The 14006-nt window shown below is 33.3% G+C and carries 18 protein-coding genes; 10 read left to right on the top strand and 8 right to left on the bottom strand.

The window, feature by feature from the left end:
- The first annotated feature begins 7 nt into the window (after positions 1 to 7).
- Positions 8 to 1360: an exopolysaccharide biosynthesis polyprenyl glycosylphosphotransferase gene (locus ACP7AT_RS00785; RefSeq protein ID WP_426062467.1), complete on the top strand. Its 1353-nt coding sequence runs from the start codon at positions 8 to 10 to the stop codon at positions 1358 to 1360.
- Positions 1361 to 1362: 2 nt separating this feature from the next.
- Positions 1363 to 2145, top strand: a complete 783-nt coding sequence (locus ACP7AT_RS00780) for a glycosyltransferase family 2 protein (RefSeq protein WP_426062466.1) — start codon at positions 1363 to 1365, stop codon at positions 2143 to 2145.
- Here ACP7AT_RS00780 and ACP7AT_RS00775 read toward each other — a convergent pair.
- On the bottom strand, positions 2129 to 3451 hold the full coding sequence (locus tag ACP7AT_RS00775; protein WP_426062741.1) for a phenylacetate--CoA ligase family protein: 1323 nt from the start codon (positions 3449 to 3451) through the stop codon (positions 2129 to 2131). The genes ACP7AT_RS00780 and ACP7AT_RS00775 overlap by 17 nt on opposite strands.
- A gap of 132 nt (positions 3452 to 3583) precedes the next feature.
- Here ACP7AT_RS00775 and purD point away from each other — a divergent pair, with 132 nt between their 5' ends.
- The gene (gene purD / locus ACP7AT_RS00770) at positions 3584 to 4858 is read left to right on the top strand and encodes a phosphoribosylamine--glycine ligase (RefSeq protein WP_426062465.1); all 1275 of its coding nucleotides are present in this window, start codon (positions 3584 to 3586) and stop codon (positions 4856 to 4858) included.
- Between the two features lie 31 nt (positions 4859 to 4889).
- On the opposite strand, the gene ACP7AT_RS00765 is transcribed toward purD, so the two are convergent.
- A complete protein-coding gene (locus ACP7AT_RS00765; protein WP_091203351.1) occupies positions 4890 to 5120 on the bottom strand; it encodes a DUF6341 family protein in 231 nt (76 codons plus the stop codon).
- A 142-nt stretch (positions 5121 to 5262) separates the two neighbouring features.
- On the opposite strand from ACP7AT_RS00765, the gene ACP7AT_RS00760 reads away from it, so the two are divergent.
- Entirely contained in the window at positions 5263 to 6192 is a 930-nt protein-coding gene (locus ACP7AT_RS00760) for a DUF6427 family protein (protein ID WP_426062464.1), read from the top strand.
- Here ACP7AT_RS00760 and upp read toward each other — a convergent pair.
- Positions 6187 to 6840, bottom strand: a complete 654-nt coding sequence (upp, locus tag ACP7AT_RS00755) for a uracil phosphoribosyltransferase (protein ID WP_426062463.1) — start codon at positions 6838 to 6840, stop codon at positions 6187 to 6189. The genes ACP7AT_RS00760 and upp overlap by 6 nt on opposite strands.
- An 86-nt stretch (positions 6841 to 6926) precedes the next feature.
- On the opposite strand from upp, the gene ACP7AT_RS00750 reads away from it, so the two are divergent.
- On the top strand, positions 6927 to 7532 hold the full coding sequence (locus ACP7AT_RS00750; RefSeq protein ID WP_426062462.1) for a DUF4254 domain-containing protein: 606 nt from the start codon (positions 6927 to 6929) through the stop codon (positions 7530 to 7532).
- A gap of 119 nt (positions 7533 to 7651) precedes the next feature.
- Entirely contained in the window at positions 7652 to 8692 is a 1041-nt protein-coding gene (locus tag ACP7AT_RS00745; RefSeq protein WP_426062461.1) for a glycosyltransferase family 9 protein, read from the top strand.
- A 30-nt stretch (positions 8693 to 8722) separates the two neighbouring features.
- On the opposite strand, the gene ACP7AT_RS00740 is transcribed toward ACP7AT_RS00745, so the two are convergent.
- The 5 genes from ACP7AT_RS00740 to ACP7AT_RS00720 form a co-directional block, all read right to left on the bottom strand.
- Positions 8723 to 9031: a hypothetical protein gene (locus ACP7AT_RS00740; protein WP_426062460.1), complete on the bottom strand. Its 309-nt coding sequence runs from the start codon at positions 9029 to 9031 to the stop codon at positions 8723 to 8725.
- Positions 9032 to 9056: 25 nt separating this feature from the next.
- Entirely contained in the window at positions 9057 to 9350 is a 294-nt protein-coding gene (locus ACP7AT_RS00735; RefSeq protein WP_426062459.1) for a type II toxin-antitoxin system RelE/ParE family toxin, read from the bottom strand.
- Positions 9343 to 9594 (bottom strand): type II toxin-antitoxin system ParD family antitoxin, encoded by a 252-nt coding sequence (locus ACP7AT_RS00730; RefSeq protein ID WP_426062458.1) that lies wholly within the window; start codon positions 9592 to 9594, stop codon positions 9343 to 9345. The genes ACP7AT_RS00735 and ACP7AT_RS00730 overlap by 8 nt, the downstream gene beginning before the upstream one ends.
- Before the next feature lie 177 nt (positions 9595 to 9771).
- A complete protein-coding gene (locus tag ACP7AT_RS00725) occupies positions 9772 to 10134 on the bottom strand; it encodes a hypothetical protein (RefSeq protein WP_426062457.1) in 363 nt (120 codons plus the stop codon).
- 221 nt (positions 10135 to 10355) lie between these two features.
- Positions 10356 to 11408 carry a 2Fe-2S iron-sulfur cluster-binding protein gene (locus ACP7AT_RS00720; protein ID WP_426062456.1) on the bottom strand — a complete coding sequence of 351 codons (1053 nt, stop codon included), beginning with the start codon at positions 11406 to 11408 and terminating at the stop codon, positions 10356 to 10358.
- Positions 11409 to 11560: 152 nt separating this feature from the next.
- Here ACP7AT_RS00720 and ACP7AT_RS00715 point away from each other — a divergent pair, with 152 nt between their 5' ends.
- The 4 genes from ACP7AT_RS00715 to ACP7AT_RS00700 are packed head-to-tail and all read left to right on the top strand — an operon-like array spanning position 11561 to position 13933.
- Positions 11561 to 11902 (top strand): PadR family transcriptional regulator, encoded by a 342-nt coding sequence (locus ACP7AT_RS00715; RefSeq protein ID WP_426062455.1) that lies wholly within the window; start codon positions 11561 to 11563, stop codon positions 11900 to 11902.
- A gap of 10 nt (positions 11903 to 11912) precedes the next feature.
- Positions 11913 to 12575 carry a hypothetical protein gene (locus tag ACP7AT_RS00710; RefSeq protein WP_426062454.1) on the top strand — a complete coding sequence of 221 codons (663 nt, stop codon included), beginning with the start codon at positions 11913 to 11915 and terminating at the stop codon, positions 12573 to 12575.
- Positions 12572 to 13243, top strand: coding sequence for a hypothetical protein (locus ACP7AT_RS00705; RefSeq protein WP_426062453.1), 672 nt, complete (start codon positions 12572 to 12574; stop codon positions 13241 to 13243). Before ACP7AT_RS00710 ends, ACP7AT_RS00705 begins: the two co-directional genes overlap by 4 nt.
- Positions 13244 to 13252: 9 nt before the next feature.
- Positions 13253 to 13933: a hypothetical protein gene (locus ACP7AT_RS00700; RefSeq protein WP_426062452.1), complete on the top strand. Its 681-nt coding sequence runs from the start codon at positions 13253 to 13255 to the stop codon at positions 13931 to 13933.
- The last annotated feature ends 73 nt before the right edge of the window (positions 13934 to 14006 follow it).

Below are 14006 nucleotides of genomic sequence, written 5' to 3'. Positions count from 1 at the left end.
TAAAATAGTGAAAACCAAAACCGGAAGATATTCAGGCTATATTCGCCCTTTTTCATTTGTAATAGACTTAGTTGTTATCAATGTACTCTTCGTATACTTGACTGACTTTCCCGTTAACGAGCTTTTTTATCCCCTTTCTACAAGTGTAAGTTGGTTTGTTATAGCTGCTAATTTGGGTTTTTATGAAGTGTACAGATATACGAAAGTGATTGCTATACTAAATTGTGCTTTGAAGCAAGGGATTTTGTTTACGATCATCTGTCTCGCCTTGTCTTTTTTTGACTCTGAAAATTCCAGTTTTCATAGAATTGTTCTCTTCACTACAGTTTCGCTGTTCTTTATTTTAATCATAAAACTATGTATTTATTATTTTCTAAAAAGGTACAGAGTGCTATTTGGAGGTAATTTTAGAACTGTAATACTGTTAGGGAATTCTAAAAGTGTGGAGCCATTAAAACAATTTTTCACTGAAAATCCAGATTATGGATACAAATTAGAAAGAGTTTTTGACTTGGAAAAAGATAAAGAGCGAAAATTTAGGGAGAGTTTTGCCTTTGTTTTGGAACATAAAATAGATGAAATGTATTGTTCGATGAGTGATTTAACGCAAAATCAAATTAATGAAATTGTATATTTTGCTGATAATAACTTAAAAACATTAAAATTTATTCCGGATGAAAAGCAGATTCTTTCCCGGAATTTTACTTTTGAATATTACAATTACATTCCGGTAATTTCCTTGAGAAATATCTTGTTAGACGATACCTTAAACAAGGTGATTAAACGAGGTTTTGATATTTTATTTTCGGTTGTAGTGATTCTGGGGTTGTTATCTTGGCTTAGCCTAATTCTCGCAATTTTTATAAAATGGGAATCAAAAGGGCCTTTGTTTTTTATCCAAAAGAGGAACGGATTAAATTACAAAGAATTCAATTGCTACAAATTCAGATCGATGGAATTAAACGATGAAGCTGATTTAAATCAGGTTTCTAAAAATGATATTCGGGTAACTACAGTAGGTCAGTTTATACGGAAAACAAGTATTGATGAGCTGCCACAGTTTTTAAATGTATTATTTGGCGATATGTCCGTTGTAGGTCCAAGACCTCATATGGTAAGTCATACCGAAATGTATGCGCTGAAGGTGGATAAGTTCATGGTACGCCACTTTATAAAGCCAGGAATAACCGGACTTGCGCAAACCAAAGGATTTCGTGGTGAAGTCGAAACAGATAAAGATATTATTAACAGAGTCAAATTTGATATTTTTTATTTAGAAAATTGGTCTATTTTATTAGATATTAAGATTATTTTTAACACAATATACAACACCATAAAAGGTGATGAAAAAGCGTATTAAAAATGGAAAAACCACTTGTGTCCATAATTACTCCTTCTTTTAATTCTGAAAAATTTATTGTTGAAGCGATTCAGTCGGTTCAGCACCAAACGTATCAGCATTGGGAAATGATTATTGTAGACGATTGCTCTTCTGATGAAACGGTTTCAATAGTAGAAGAAATCGCAATTAAAGACACAAGAGTCCAACTTTTTAAACTCGAAAAAAACTCAGGAACCGGAATTTCCAGAAACACCGCTTTAGCTAAAGCAAACGGTAAATATATTGCTTTTTTGGATGCAGATGATTTGTGGAAACCGAACAAGTTAGCAGTACAAATTGAGTTCATGAAAGTAAATAATCTTCCTTTCACGTTCTCTTTTTATGAATGCATCAACGAAGCTGGACAACCGTTAAACAAAAGAATCGAAGCGCCATTGCATCTTTCATACAAGCAGTTGTTTTTTTGTAATTATGTAGGGAATCTAACGGGTATCTATGACGCAAATTACTTTGGGAAAATCTCCATTTCCTCCATCCGGAAACGACAAGACTGGATGATGTGGCTGACTGTTCTTAAAAAAATAAAATTTGCGCAACTTGTTCCGGAGAGTTTGGCTTTTTATCGCATCAGAGGCAACTCGATTTCTGCATCTAAATTTGATTTAGTAAAACATAATTTTTCAGTGTACAGAGCATATCACCGTTTGAATTTAATTGGTGCAATACTTTGCATGATTGGTTTTTTGTTCACGCAATTAATCCTCAAACCACGTTATTCCAAAACCATTAAATCATCGATTTAAATTGCTTCAATTTTCCTCGATTGCTTCTTTCTAAAGTATCTTTTCGGATAAATATAAATTTTAAATTCGGTTCCAAATACAATTCAATCGCCTTTTCAATTTTTTTAATTTGTGCCAAATTTAATTGGGTTTCACTCACATATTCAATTTCAAAAGTATCTATTTTGGTTTGTATTATCACAAATTCTTTCACATTTCCGTCGTCTTCAATAATGCTTTTTGTTACATAATAAAAAGTTAATCCGGGCGATTTCTTTCCACTTGGTAAAACCGCAACATCATTTGTTCGTCCTATTAATTTCTTGAGAATGGGTTTTTGCAACGTGCTTTTTTCATCCAAAATTCCAATATCGCCGATATCATATCGTATGAATGGATGCGCTTTATTGAATAAGGAAGTAATGACGATACGTCCTGAAGTTCCATTTGGAACCGCTTGATTATTGTCATCCAAAATTTCCACAAACAACGTTTCGGAATTTATTTGCCATTCGCCTTCTGTCCCGACGTTTCGGGATTGAAAAGCGATTAAATCGAGTTCCGAAGCACCGTATTCATTAATAATAGGAACGCCAAATTGTTTCTTTAAAAGCATTTTGTCGTCTTCAAAAAGCATTTCGGAAGTCACCATGCACACTTTCAAACTCGGACAAATTGTGTTTAATACGATGTTTTTCTTTTGTAAAAATTTGGCAAACAAAACAATCGAACTGGTATATCCATTGATGTAATCGAATTTTTTAGTTCGAAAATGATTTAAAAATCCTTCTAAAATTTCATCTGACAAATCGAAAATGGAGAACCGAAACCGATGGCTCAAAAAATCTTTGAAACGTTCTTTTTTGTTTCCAATAAAATCCATCGGAATGCCATAAAATCGTGCTTGGTACGAAGTATTAAAATCAATTCCATGCCAACCAAAACGGTAGATGTTTGAAGCCCAAGTTAACGCGTGGCAATATTTGTCTTTGGCAAAAACAAAAGGAGTTCCACTTGAACCGGATGTTTTATTGACGTAGCTGTTTTTAGCGGAATAGCCTTCCGAAAGCCTTTCCTGTAATGGTTTCTGTAAGTTTTTCTTATTCAAAATGGGTAAATCTTTCCAGTTTGTAAAAGTTGTAATTCCAGCTAAATCTTTGTAAAAAGGATTGTTTTGCAAATGAAAATTGACAATTTCTTGTTTTTTACTTTCAACGAAAACTTCATGTTCCTTTTTTGAAAATGCCACAATTTTTCGCAATTCGGATTGGGCTTCCTGAATTGGGAAACCATTTAGCTGCAGCGATAAGTCGAATAGTGAAAACATTTTTAAGGTATATTTCATCAAAAATAATATTTACCAACAACTAATAATGGAGAACCAACAACTTTTTAAAAATTAATTATTTTTTAAGTTCAAAAGCAATTATTTTTGCACCACAACTAAACACAACAACACATGACAATTTTACTATTGGGTTCAGGCGGAAGAGAACATGCTTTTGCATGGAAAATGATTCAAAGTCCGCTTTGCGACACACTTTTTGTAGCACCAGGGAATGCTGGAACCGCTTCAATAGCCACTAATGTTACGATGAGTCCAACTGATTTTGAAGCTATAAAAGCATTTGTTATTCAGGAAAAAGTAGCAATGGTTGTCGTGGGACCAGAAGATCCTTTGGTAAAAGGGATTTATGATTTTTTTCTAAACGATACTGCATTAAGTCATATTCCGGTCATCGGACCTTCAAAAATGGGCGCACAATTGGAAGGAAGTAAAGAATTTGCTAAAGAATTTTTAATCAGACATAACATTCCAACTGCCGCTTACGATAGTTTTACTGCTGAAACGGTAGAAAAAGGATGTGAATTTTTGGAAACACTGCAACCTCCGTATGTTTTGAAAGCTGATGGATTGGCCGCCGGAAAAGGCGTTTTAATTATTCAGGATTTGGCAGAAGCCAAAGAAGAATTAAGAAACATGCTGGTTCATCAAAAATTTGGTGCCGCCAGTTCTAAAGTCGTTATCGAAGAGTTCCTGGACGGAATTGAATTAAGTTGTTTTGTTCTTACCGATGGGAAAAATTATAAAATTCTGCCAACGGCCAAAGATTATAAACGCATTGGCGAAGGCGATACAGGACTAAACACAGGCGGAATGGGAGCTGTTTCTCCAGTTCCTTATGTTGATGCTGTTTTAATGGAAAAAATTGAAACACGCATCGTAAAACCTACCATTGATGGTTTTCAAAAAGACGGAATTCCGTACAAAGGTTTTGTTTTCATTGGGTTAATCAATGTTAATAACGAGCCAATCGTAATTGAATACAATGTGAGAATGGGCGATCCGGAAACCGAAGTAGTTATCCCGAGATTGAAAACGGATTTAGTAGAGTTGTTTTTGGCTGTAGCCAATGAAAAACTAGACGAAATCAATCTGGAAATTGATAAAAGAAGCGCTACTACAATTATGATTGTTTCTGGTGGGTATCCGGAAGATTTCGAAAAAGGAAAAGTAATTTCAGGATTGGAAAAAATTCAAGATTCTATTGTTTTTCATGCGGGTACTAAACTGGATAACGGAAATGTTCTTTCAAATGGAGGAAGAGTTTTGGCCGTAACATCTTATGGAAATGATTTTGAAGAGGCCATAAAAAAATCTTACCAAAACATAGACAAGCTACATTTTGATAAGATGTATTTTAGAAAAGATATTGGAAACGACTTAAAATAATTGACAAGTATCGTTCACTTTTTTTTAAATATTATTTTAAGAAAGAGTGAGCGGTAGTATCTTGCTTTTCTGTTCCAGCGTCTTCAAAAATCTTTAATTGTCTGATCCAATAAACCATTGCGGCAGCACAAATAATCATAAAAATCCAGTTGATTGTATTTGCAACAAACCAAGAACTCAACTCTAACGAGCGCAAAAAGTCTAATGGAGCAAATAGAATATCAACAAATAAATATTGTATTCCTTCGAAAAATGATTTCATAATGTATAGAATTAATTTTAATAGTTGTTTTTGGCAACTCTGATTTGTAAAAGTTCTGATTTAGAAGAATCTTTTTGAACAAGCAGGGTTTACTTTTTAAACAAGTATTATATTTACGAACACAAAAGTATAAAATATCCGTATGATAACAAGTGTTTTTAGAAAATCTACACCGTTAAATTTTTCATTGGTCGTAATTTTAATGCTGGTTTTCTTTTTATTTTTCCAATTTCAAGATTTATCTTGGACAAATTCCTTTTTTTCTATCGCACAAAAAGGGGGATTGTTCTGTGTTGTTGTTGCTTCTGTTTTTATTACCGATTTTGTGGCAAAGAAAAACGGATTGAGTAAAGACAGTACATACACGATTTTTTTTTACTTTTTGTTTCTACTTTTTTTCCCTTCAGCGCTAGATAATTTAAACTTGATTTTGTCTAATTTCTTTATTCTGTTGGCGCTTCGCCGATTGATTTCATTACAGTCTCTGAAAGCTTCCAAAGAAAAAATATTTGATGCTTCATTATGGATTTTTTTGGCTGCGTTATTTCATTTTTGGAGTATAATCTTTCTAGTGTTAGTTTTTATATCTATAATTTTTCACGTTTCCAGCGATTATAGAAACTGGATATTACCTTTTATCGCTTTTTTTATAGCAGTAATCATGTTCCTGCTTTTTGCAACGGTTTTCGATTTGAATATCATTGAATACATCCTAAAAAGTGTACAAATCAATTTTAAGATTGACTATTTCACGAATAATTATCAAAATGGGGCTTTGTCTATTTATGCAACTGTTGCGCTGTTTTTCTTGGTTTCTATGTTTGCCACATTGTCAAGCAGACCACAATTGCTGCATACTTCTTTCAAAAAAATTATCGCTTCTTTCTTTATTGGAGTAATAATTTTTCTGATTTCTGATAATAAAAGTAATGACTTATTGCTTTTTACATTTGCGCCTTTGGCTTTACTGGCAACGAGTCACATCGAAATGCCACAACTAAAATTAAAGCAGGAAATGGTGCTTTTTGTTCTGATAACCTGCAGTTTATTCGCTTTTTTTACTCAACTATAATTTTTCACCATATGCTAAATCTCCCGCATCTCCCAGACCGGGAACAATATAGCTGTGTTCATTAAGTTTTTCGTCTAATGAAGCGACCCAAAGATGACAGTTTTTCGGCAGATATTCTTCCAGATGCGCGATGCCTTCTGGTGCGGCAATTACAACTGCGATATGAATTTCTTTTGGCGTTCCTTTTTCCATCAATTTATTGAAAACGCTTACAATAGATTGACCGGTGGCAAGCATGGGATCAACTAACAGCAGATTTTTGTTGTTGATGTCAGCAATGGCTTGGTATTGCACTAATATATCAAAGTAATCATCATTGTTGGGATGGTGACGGTAAGCAGATACGAAACCATTTTCGGCATTATCAAAATAATTCAGAAAACCCAAATGCAAGGGCAATCCGGCTCTTAAAACAGAACATAAAACCAGTTGATCTTTAATCTCAGTCGTGTTTTTTATGCCTAGCGGTGTTTGGATTTCGATACTTTTGTAATGTAGTTCTTTACTTAATTCATACGCCATTATTTCGCCAATACGTTCAATATTTCGTCGGAAACGCATGCTGTCATTGTGAACATTTACATTGCGTATCTGTCCCAAAAAATGATTTAGAATACTGTTTCCTTCCGATAAATAATGAATTTGCATGGTTGTATTTTTGTAATTAAACTTACAGTTATTTTTTTATGGTATAAAAGTATAAAAAGTATCTTTGTCTTTTAATATATAAAGATATGTTTTCAAAATTAGCGTACTCCGTATTCGAACAAAGCATCAAAGATTATCATCAATTTGATAACGTTGATCAGCCTATAAATAATCCTTTTCAGAAGGATAAATTTGAACATTTATTGTATCACAAAAACTGGATTGATACCGTTCAATGGCATTTTGAAGATATTATTCGGGATCCAAATATTGATCCTGTTGCAGCTTTAACACTGAAAAGAAGAATTGATGCTTCTAATCAGGAACGTACCGATATGGTGGAATATATTGACAGTTATTTTCTTCAAAAATACAGTGCTGTAATCGTAAAAGACAATGCAAAAATCAACTCCGAAAGTCCGGCGTGGGCTTTTGACCGATTGTCGATTTTGGCATTGAAAATTCATCACATGCAAGAAGAAGCTACTCGTGCCGAAGCTTCACAAGAGCACAGAGATAAGTGTAAGACAAAGTTAAATATTTTATTGGAGCAAAGAACAGATTTGTCAACTGCTATTGATGATTTATTAACAGACATCGAAAATGGCAATAAATTCATGAAAGTGTACAAACAAATGAAAATGTACAACGATGATGATTTGAATCCTGTTTTGTATCAAAACAAGAAGTAAAAAAGATATTTTGAACCATTGAGGTATTAGGAAAATTAAGAAAAACTTAATGAATCTTAATACCTTAATGGTTTTTAAACGTTAATTAATTGTCAAAAAAAATCCAACATATAGCCGTCATGAGACTTTCCGCAATGGGAGATGTCGCCATGACGGTTCCTGTTTTACGTGCTTTTGTAAGCCAGCATCCCGATGTTAAAATCACAGTTATTTCCAGACCGTTTTTCAAACCTTTTTTTGAAGGAATTCCCAATCTTTCTTTTTTTGCTTTCGATGAAAAAAAACGACACAAAGGGTTTTTAGGATTGTTGCGCTTATTCCAAGATTTGAAATACCTAAACGTTGATGCTTTTGCCGATTTACACAATGTCTTGCGCTCTAAAATCGTTCGAAGCCTTTTTGCTTTAAGCGGAAAGAAAGTAGCTTCGGTGGATAAAGGAAGAACGGAAAAAAAAGCTTTGACCCAGCCCGAAAACAAAGTGTTCCAGCAATTGCCAACGATGTTTGAAAGACATGTGAAAGTTTTTGAACAGTTCGGTTTTACAGTTGATTTATCACATCCAGTTTTTCCTGACAAAGCAATTTTGAGCCATGAAATTCTGACGATAATTGGAGAAAAAAAGCACAAACTTATAGGTATTGCTCCTATTGCACAATACGATTCTAAAGTATATCCGTTGGATTTGATGCAGCAAGTAATTGACAAATTAGCTTTGGATACAACACATACCATTTTACTTTTTGGCGGTGGAAAAAAAGAAATTGAACTATTGAATTCACTTGCTTCCAACAAAAAAAACGTAATCAATATGGCGGGGCAACTCAAATTGCATCAAGAATTGCAGCTCATCAGTAATTTGGATGTGATGCTTTCCATGGATTCCGGGAATGCGCACATTGCGGCTATGTTGGGCGTGAAAGTGATTACGCTTTGGGGCGCTACGCATCCGTACGCGGGATTTTCGCCTTTTAATCAGGCTTTAGAAAATGCCATAGTTTCGGATAGAAAGCTATTTCCAAAATTACCCACTTCGGTATATGGAAATAAAAAAGTTGCAGGTTATGAAGATGCCATGCGAACGATTTTGCCGGAATCAATAGTTTTAAAAACAAAAAATGTTCTTTTGAACCATCAAGGCATTAAGAGATTTAAGATGTAATGAAACTTAATTCTTTAATGTTTCAAGAATTCAAAGCCAAATTTTTTCGTCTTGACATCGCTTCAAAACATATCTTTTTAAATTCGAAATGGTTTCCTGATAATTTGGAGCGTCATACCCAAAACGTTCGTGCTCGGCTTGTTCTTTTTCGATAGCATCGCAGCCTTTTATGACTTCTTTAAGCATATCAAGCATCGCCAATTCTTTGTTGGTTGTTTTTTGAAATTTGAATTCCACGATTTCATCTTGCAATTGCTCACAATATTCTAAAAGTTGCGCTACTTCTGGTTCGTTAAGAAGGGAAGGGTTGTTTTTGAATATTTCTCGAAAGGATTTCATATAAAAAACAGTTTACAGTCTCAGTTTAAAGCTTAGATTTCAAATCCATTCTTTCGTGAAGAATCCTTATTATTTCTATTTCTTTGACCGAAATAATTCTATAAAAAATAATGTGATGATTGGTTTTAAGTCCTAAAATATCAGGTTGAATTAACACATAATTTTTCCCAAATTTGGGATAGTTGGTTAATTCCTGACAAGATTCTAATAGTTGTTCATAATATTTATTGGCTTGTTTTTCTGAACATTCCTCGGAAGTATATTCCCAGATTTCAGCTAAATCATTTACAGCTAAATTTGTCAAATAACAGTTAGCCATTTGCTCTTTTCTTTGCTTGTAACGATTCTAGGTGATTTTTTGGGTCAAAGTCTTTTGCAAGTCCACTATCGATTCCTTCCTGAATGGCATTTTTTAATAGTAGAACTTTATCTTCTTCTTCTTCTAGCATACGAAGACCAGCCCGAATTACCTCACTTGCATTTTGAAACCGACCTTTTGAAATACTTTTTTCGACAAAAGTTTGAAAATGATTTCCTAAAGAGACGGATGTATTCTTTCCCATGATTTTAATTTTTCACTAAAGTACCAAAATTTGGTAACATTTGAAAAGTTTTTTTTGAAAATTTAACGTTCTGTCCTCTTCGCTAGGGTTTTGAGATTATGTTAAGATTTTTGTTATGGATTGTCACATTAAATTAAGCAGGATATGTAAAACCTCAAAGTTGCTGTTGTTAGTGTTTTATCCTCTGGTAACTAAATGATTTTCTACAGTTTCATCATTAAATTTTATAATTAAGCTGCCAGTGTCTATTCCCGAATGAGCATAACCCAAAAAATATCTGAATGTTTTGGGAGTAGAAAAGGTGCTGTCTGGTTTTCCAAGTAAATTAATAATTTCGCTTTTTTTCATTCCATTTAAGTTATAATTGTTTCGCAAACTATTCATCATATCCCATCTTAGAGAAAAGTCATTCTCAGAATTCATATCTGTCGTTTTCCACTTTTGAGAATCAAATTTTTCGCCAGACACTTTTCCACGCAATCCAAAACCTAAAATAAATATCAGGATAAGAATTATTGTAATTGCTGTTGTCTTTTTCATATTATTACTTTTTTTCAATTGCTCACAACTCGTTTGCAGTTATGATAGATTTAAATTTAACTAAAATTAGCGATATAAGTATGAATCTATGAAACTTACCCAAAAACTGCGCAGATCTTGATTGTACTATTATTTTACTAATATACTACAAATCCCAACTTCCCTAAAACAAAAAAACTTCCCTTTTTAGAGAAGTTTTTGTTGTCATTTAAGGTTATTTCCTAAACATCATCATAATCCACATAAATGGTCGCTGAGGTAGGATGAGCTTGACAGGTAAGAATCAAACCCTCGGCAATTTCTTTATCGGTAAGGATGGAATTTTTCGTCATTTCGGCAGTTCCGGCCGTAACACGGGCCAGACAACTGCTGCATATTCCTCCTTGGCACGAATACGGAGCATCAATACCTTGCTTTAAAGCGGCATCAAGAACGGTTTGTTTTTGTGACATTTCGAAAGTCATTTCCTCGTCATCTACCATTACGGTAATTTTAGTATGACCTTCTAATGATTGTTCTATTTTATGTTCTTTGGTAGAAGAAGCAAACAATTCAAATTTTATTGCCGATTCTTTTACATTATGTTCCTTTAAAACAGCGGAAACAATATTGATCATTTCTTCCGGTCCACACAAATAGAACTTATCAAATTCCAATTCCTTGTGTTTGTTATTCAAAACAAAATTAACTGTCGATTTTTCAATTCGTCCAAACAAGGCATGTTCTACTTTGGCTTGACTGTACACATAATGTACAAAAAGACGTCCCACATATTGCAATTGCAAATCGTGTAAGTCTTGATGAAAGATGGTTTCTTCAGGCGTTTTGTTTCCGTAAACCAATACAAAAGAACTTTTTGGTTCGTTTTTCAATACGGATTTTAAGATAGACATTACGGGTGTGATTCCGCTTCCCGCAACAAAAGCCGCGTAGTTTTTTTGTCGATCCGCTTGGGGATCAAAAGTGAATTTCCCTTCTGGTTTTCCTACTTCAAGAACATCACCAGCTTTGAGTTTTGTATTGGCAAATTGTGAGAAAGCACCGTTTTTGACAGCTTTCACTGCAATGCGTAACTCGCCACTTTCCGGAGAAGAACAGATAGAATAGGCACGACGAATTTCGATACCGTCAAGTGTTAATTTTAAATTGATGTATTGACCGGCAATGTAAGCGTAATCTGCTTTTAATTCCCCGGGTACATTAAAAAGTATCGAAACAGCGTCTTTGGTTTCGCGTTTTACTTCTTTTATGATTAATTTTAAAAAAGATGACATGTGATTATTTTTTTACAAAGATAGGAAACACATTAGGTTTTTTGAATTCAAAATATTTGAAAATTTTAATACCTAAAACTATTATGTATAAGAATCTTATGTATATTTGTTTTTCAAAATGAGATTACTTCGTGCCTCGCAATGACAAAAAAATGAAAAACTCACAATTATATAAAGGAAGCCTGAATACGATTATAATGAAATTGCTTGAAGAAAACGGCAAGATGTACGGGTATGAAATTACCCAGAAAGTAAAGGTGATTACCCAAGGCGAACTTAACATTACCGAAGGCGCTTTGTATCCGGCTTTGCACAAACTGGAAGCCGAAGGTTTGCTGGATGTTGAAATCGAAAAAGTGGACAACCGCATGCGTAAATATTACAAACTCACGGAAAGCGGCCAGAAAGAAACCGTAAACCGACTCTCAGAACTCGAAGATTTCATTCGAAACATGCAGAGTTTAGTGAACCCAAGTCCAAAATTAGAATTTTAAAATTTTGAAGATGAAATTAACTGTAGAACAAATAGTTCAAATAGAAGAAACATTAGTTTTAAACGGTATCGTATACGACGATATAAGGCAGGAAGTTTTAGATCATATTGCCACGGAAATACAAGTTCTGATGGATGAAAAAACACCTTCTTTTGATGAAAATTTTGAAATAGCACTGGATAAATGGTCAGAAGAATTAAAACCTGCATGTTCAATTTTCACAGGACTTAACGTTAACTATCCACAAATAGTTTTAGACAAGAAGGTAGCAGCAATAAAAAAACAAATATTTATTGGATTTTTGATAAGTCTAATTTTTTTATTTACTTTTCTTGGTTTTTCAGCATTTTACAATCTAAAGTTACTTACTTATTATTTCCAAGTTGGGGCTCGATTTGTATTTATTACTGGATATTTATTATTGATAATAAATACAATTAGAATTTGGAATTCAAAAATAAATACATCTTTTTATCCTCAACACAAAAATAGAGTAGCTGTATACATATCTTGGATTTATCCTTTTTGTTTTATTAACACTCCAGCAGGCACTACAAACCAAATCATATTTGTTTTTACGGGTTCTCTAATGTTACTCCATCTTTTATTTAGCTCAAGATTAGCAATGAAGCATTTTAAATTTGAAAAGAAACTATCCTTTACCAAAGCATGAAACTAACCACCGAACAAATAGAATATGTATCTAATTATGTCAAATCCTTTGATATCAAGTGGTATGAATTACAAGTAGAATTTACAGATCACATGGTAAATAGTATGGAGGAAATTTGGGAGAAAGATCCGGAACTTACTTTTCATCAAGTGAAACAGTATGCTGAAGATCGTTTTGGTCGAAATGGTTTTAATGCGATTGAAGAGGATCGCACACAAATTTTAAGGAAAGAATTTAGAAAAGCGCAGTGGAATGTGATATCTGAGTATTTGAAATTCCCTAAAATTATTGTGGGTATTTTGCTTGCCCTTTTGATCTTTAAAGCATCTTTTTATTTTGATGAACCAGATAAGTTTGTTAGAAATTTATTTGGTTTATTAGCGATACTATTTATACCAGCATTCTATTCTTTTTATACAAATAGAAAAATCAAGGGAAAACGTTTTTTAGAATTGAATATCAGTCATATTACTTTCACAGGGATTTTTGGATTTATGTACTGGATAATTTATCTATTAAACTATTTTAAGGAGTCGGTTCAAAGGCATCCAATTTTAATATTACCTTTTTGTTGTGCTTTGATATTGGGAATATTATTTTTAATGACGGGAATTCACCTTCAAAAGAGAACAATTAAAAATGTCAAAAAACAGTACCAATTAAATTAATTTTTGAAGATGAAACTAACTAACCACCAACTAACGATTATTGAAGAAACGCTTGTTTTAAATGGAGTTGTTTATGATGATATTAAACTAGAATTGATTGATCATATTGCTTCAGAAATTGAGGCGGAAGCTTTTAGTGAAGCGAAACCTTTTGAGATTATTTTAACAAAGGTATTTGATAAATGGAAGCCACAGTTAAAACCAACTTCGCATAATTTACTCCTAGGTTATGGGTTTTTAGCCCCAAAGATTATTTCAGATAAATTTGCCGATGACAAGAAAAAGGAACTCCTTGTCGCCGGAGTTACTGTCTGTATGCTTACGGTTTTAATTTTATTGATTAAGAGTAAATTTCAGAGTCCTTCAATTTTATCGGGCATTGTTTTTGTTTTACAAACGACATGCGTACTGGGTGCATTATTGATTGTAAGTGCAAGACTATTTGTTTTAAAATCCAAAACAAAAACAACATATTTATTTTGGTTTAATAAAAGTTTTTCTTTGATTTTGCTTTACGGTTTGCTCATCGGATCTGGTTTTTTCCCCATCCTTGTTACGAATGAAAATTTAGAAATAAGAGTCGGATCCTTGATTGTAGCTTTAACTTATTTATTCTTAGTTTATGGGAATTTAAAATTTTTTTACAAACACTTACAATTCAAAAAGAAACTGTCTATTTCTAATACGTGAAACTGATAGTCCAACGGACAGACCGACTTTATCCACAACATATTGTTCCAAGTATTCAATGGTTTTTTAACCA

This window comes from Flavobacterium sp. DSP2-3-1 (assembly GCF_049896865.1).
Lineage (GTDB): Bacteria > Bacteroidota > Bacteroidia > Flavobacteriales > Flavobacteriaceae > Flavobacterium.
The sequence above is the reverse complement of the archived record's forward strand: the minus strand, read 5'-3'. Positions and strand labels throughout refer to the sequence as shown.

What these genes read in the sequence shown, in the direction of transcription:
- ACP7AT_RS00705 (WP_426062453.1), top strand. Translation starts at nt 12,572, where the DNA reads ATGAAACTAACCACCGAACAAATAGAATATGTATCTAATTATGTCAAA.
- ACP7AT_RS00715 (WP_426062455.1), top strand. Translation starts at nt 11,561, where the DNA reads ATGAAAAACTCACAATTATATAAAGGAAGCCTGAATACGATTATAATG.
- ACP7AT_RS00775 (WP_426062741.1), bottom strand. Translation starts at nt 3,451, where the DNA reads ATGTTTTCACTATTCGACTTATCGCTGCAGCTAAATGGTTTCCCAATT.
- ACP7AT_RS00710 (WP_426062454.1), top strand. Translation starts at nt 11,913, where the DNA reads ATGAAATTAACTGTAGAACAAATAGTTCAAATAGAAGAAACATTAGTT.
- ACP7AT_RS00745 (WP_426062461.1), top strand. Translation starts at nt 7,652, where the DNA reads ATGAGACTTTCCGCAATGGGAGATGTCGCCATGACGGTTCCTGTTTTA.
- upp (WP_426062463.1), bottom strand. Translation starts at nt 6,840, where the DNA reads ATGCAAATTCATTATTTATCGGAAGGAAACAGTATTCTAAATCATTTT.
- ACP7AT_RS00765 (WP_091203351.1), bottom strand. Translation starts at nt 5,120, where the DNA reads ATGAAATCATTTTTCGAAGGAATACAATATTTATTTGTTGATATTCTA.
- ACP7AT_RS00730 (WP_426062458.1), bottom strand. Translation starts at nt 9,594, where the DNA reads ATGGGAAAGAATACATCCGTCTCTTTAGGAAATCATTTTCAAACTTTT.
- ACP7AT_RS00735 (WP_426062459.1), bottom strand. Translation starts at nt 9,350, where the DNA reads ATGGCTAACTGTTATTTGACAAATTTAGCTGTAAATGATTTAGCTGAA.
- ACP7AT_RS00760 (WP_426062464.1), top strand. Translation starts at nt 5,263, where the DNA reads ATGATAACAAGTGTTTTTAGAAAATCTACACCGTTAAATTTTTCATTG.
- ACP7AT_RS00725 (WP_426062457.1), bottom strand. Translation starts at nt 10,134, where the DNA reads ATGAAAAAGACAACAGCAATTACAATAATTCTTATCCTGATATTTATT.
- ACP7AT_RS00720 (WP_426062456.1), bottom strand. Translation starts at nt 11,408, where the DNA reads ATGTCATCTTTTTTAAAATTAATCATAAAAGAAGTAAAACGCGAAACC.
- ACP7AT_RS00700 (WP_426062452.1), top strand. Translation starts at nt 13,253, where the DNA reads ATGAAACTAACTAACCACCAACTAACGATTATTGAAGAAACGCTTGTT.
- purD (WP_426062465.1), top strand. Translation starts at nt 3,584, where the DNA reads ATGACAATTTTACTATTGGGTTCAGGCGGAAGAGAACATGCTTTTGCA.
- ACP7AT_RS00750 (WP_426062462.1), top strand. Translation starts at nt 6,927, where the DNA reads ATGTTTTCAAAATTAGCGTACTCCGTATTCGAACAAAGCATCAAAGAT.
- ACP7AT_RS00780 (WP_426062466.1), top strand. Translation starts at nt 1,363, where the DNA reads ATGGAAAAACCACTTGTGTCCATAATTACTCCTTCTTTTAATTCTGAA.
- ACP7AT_RS00740 (WP_426062460.1), bottom strand. Translation starts at nt 9,031, where the DNA reads ATGAAATCCTTTCGAGAAATATTCAAAAACAACCCTTCCCTTCTTAAC.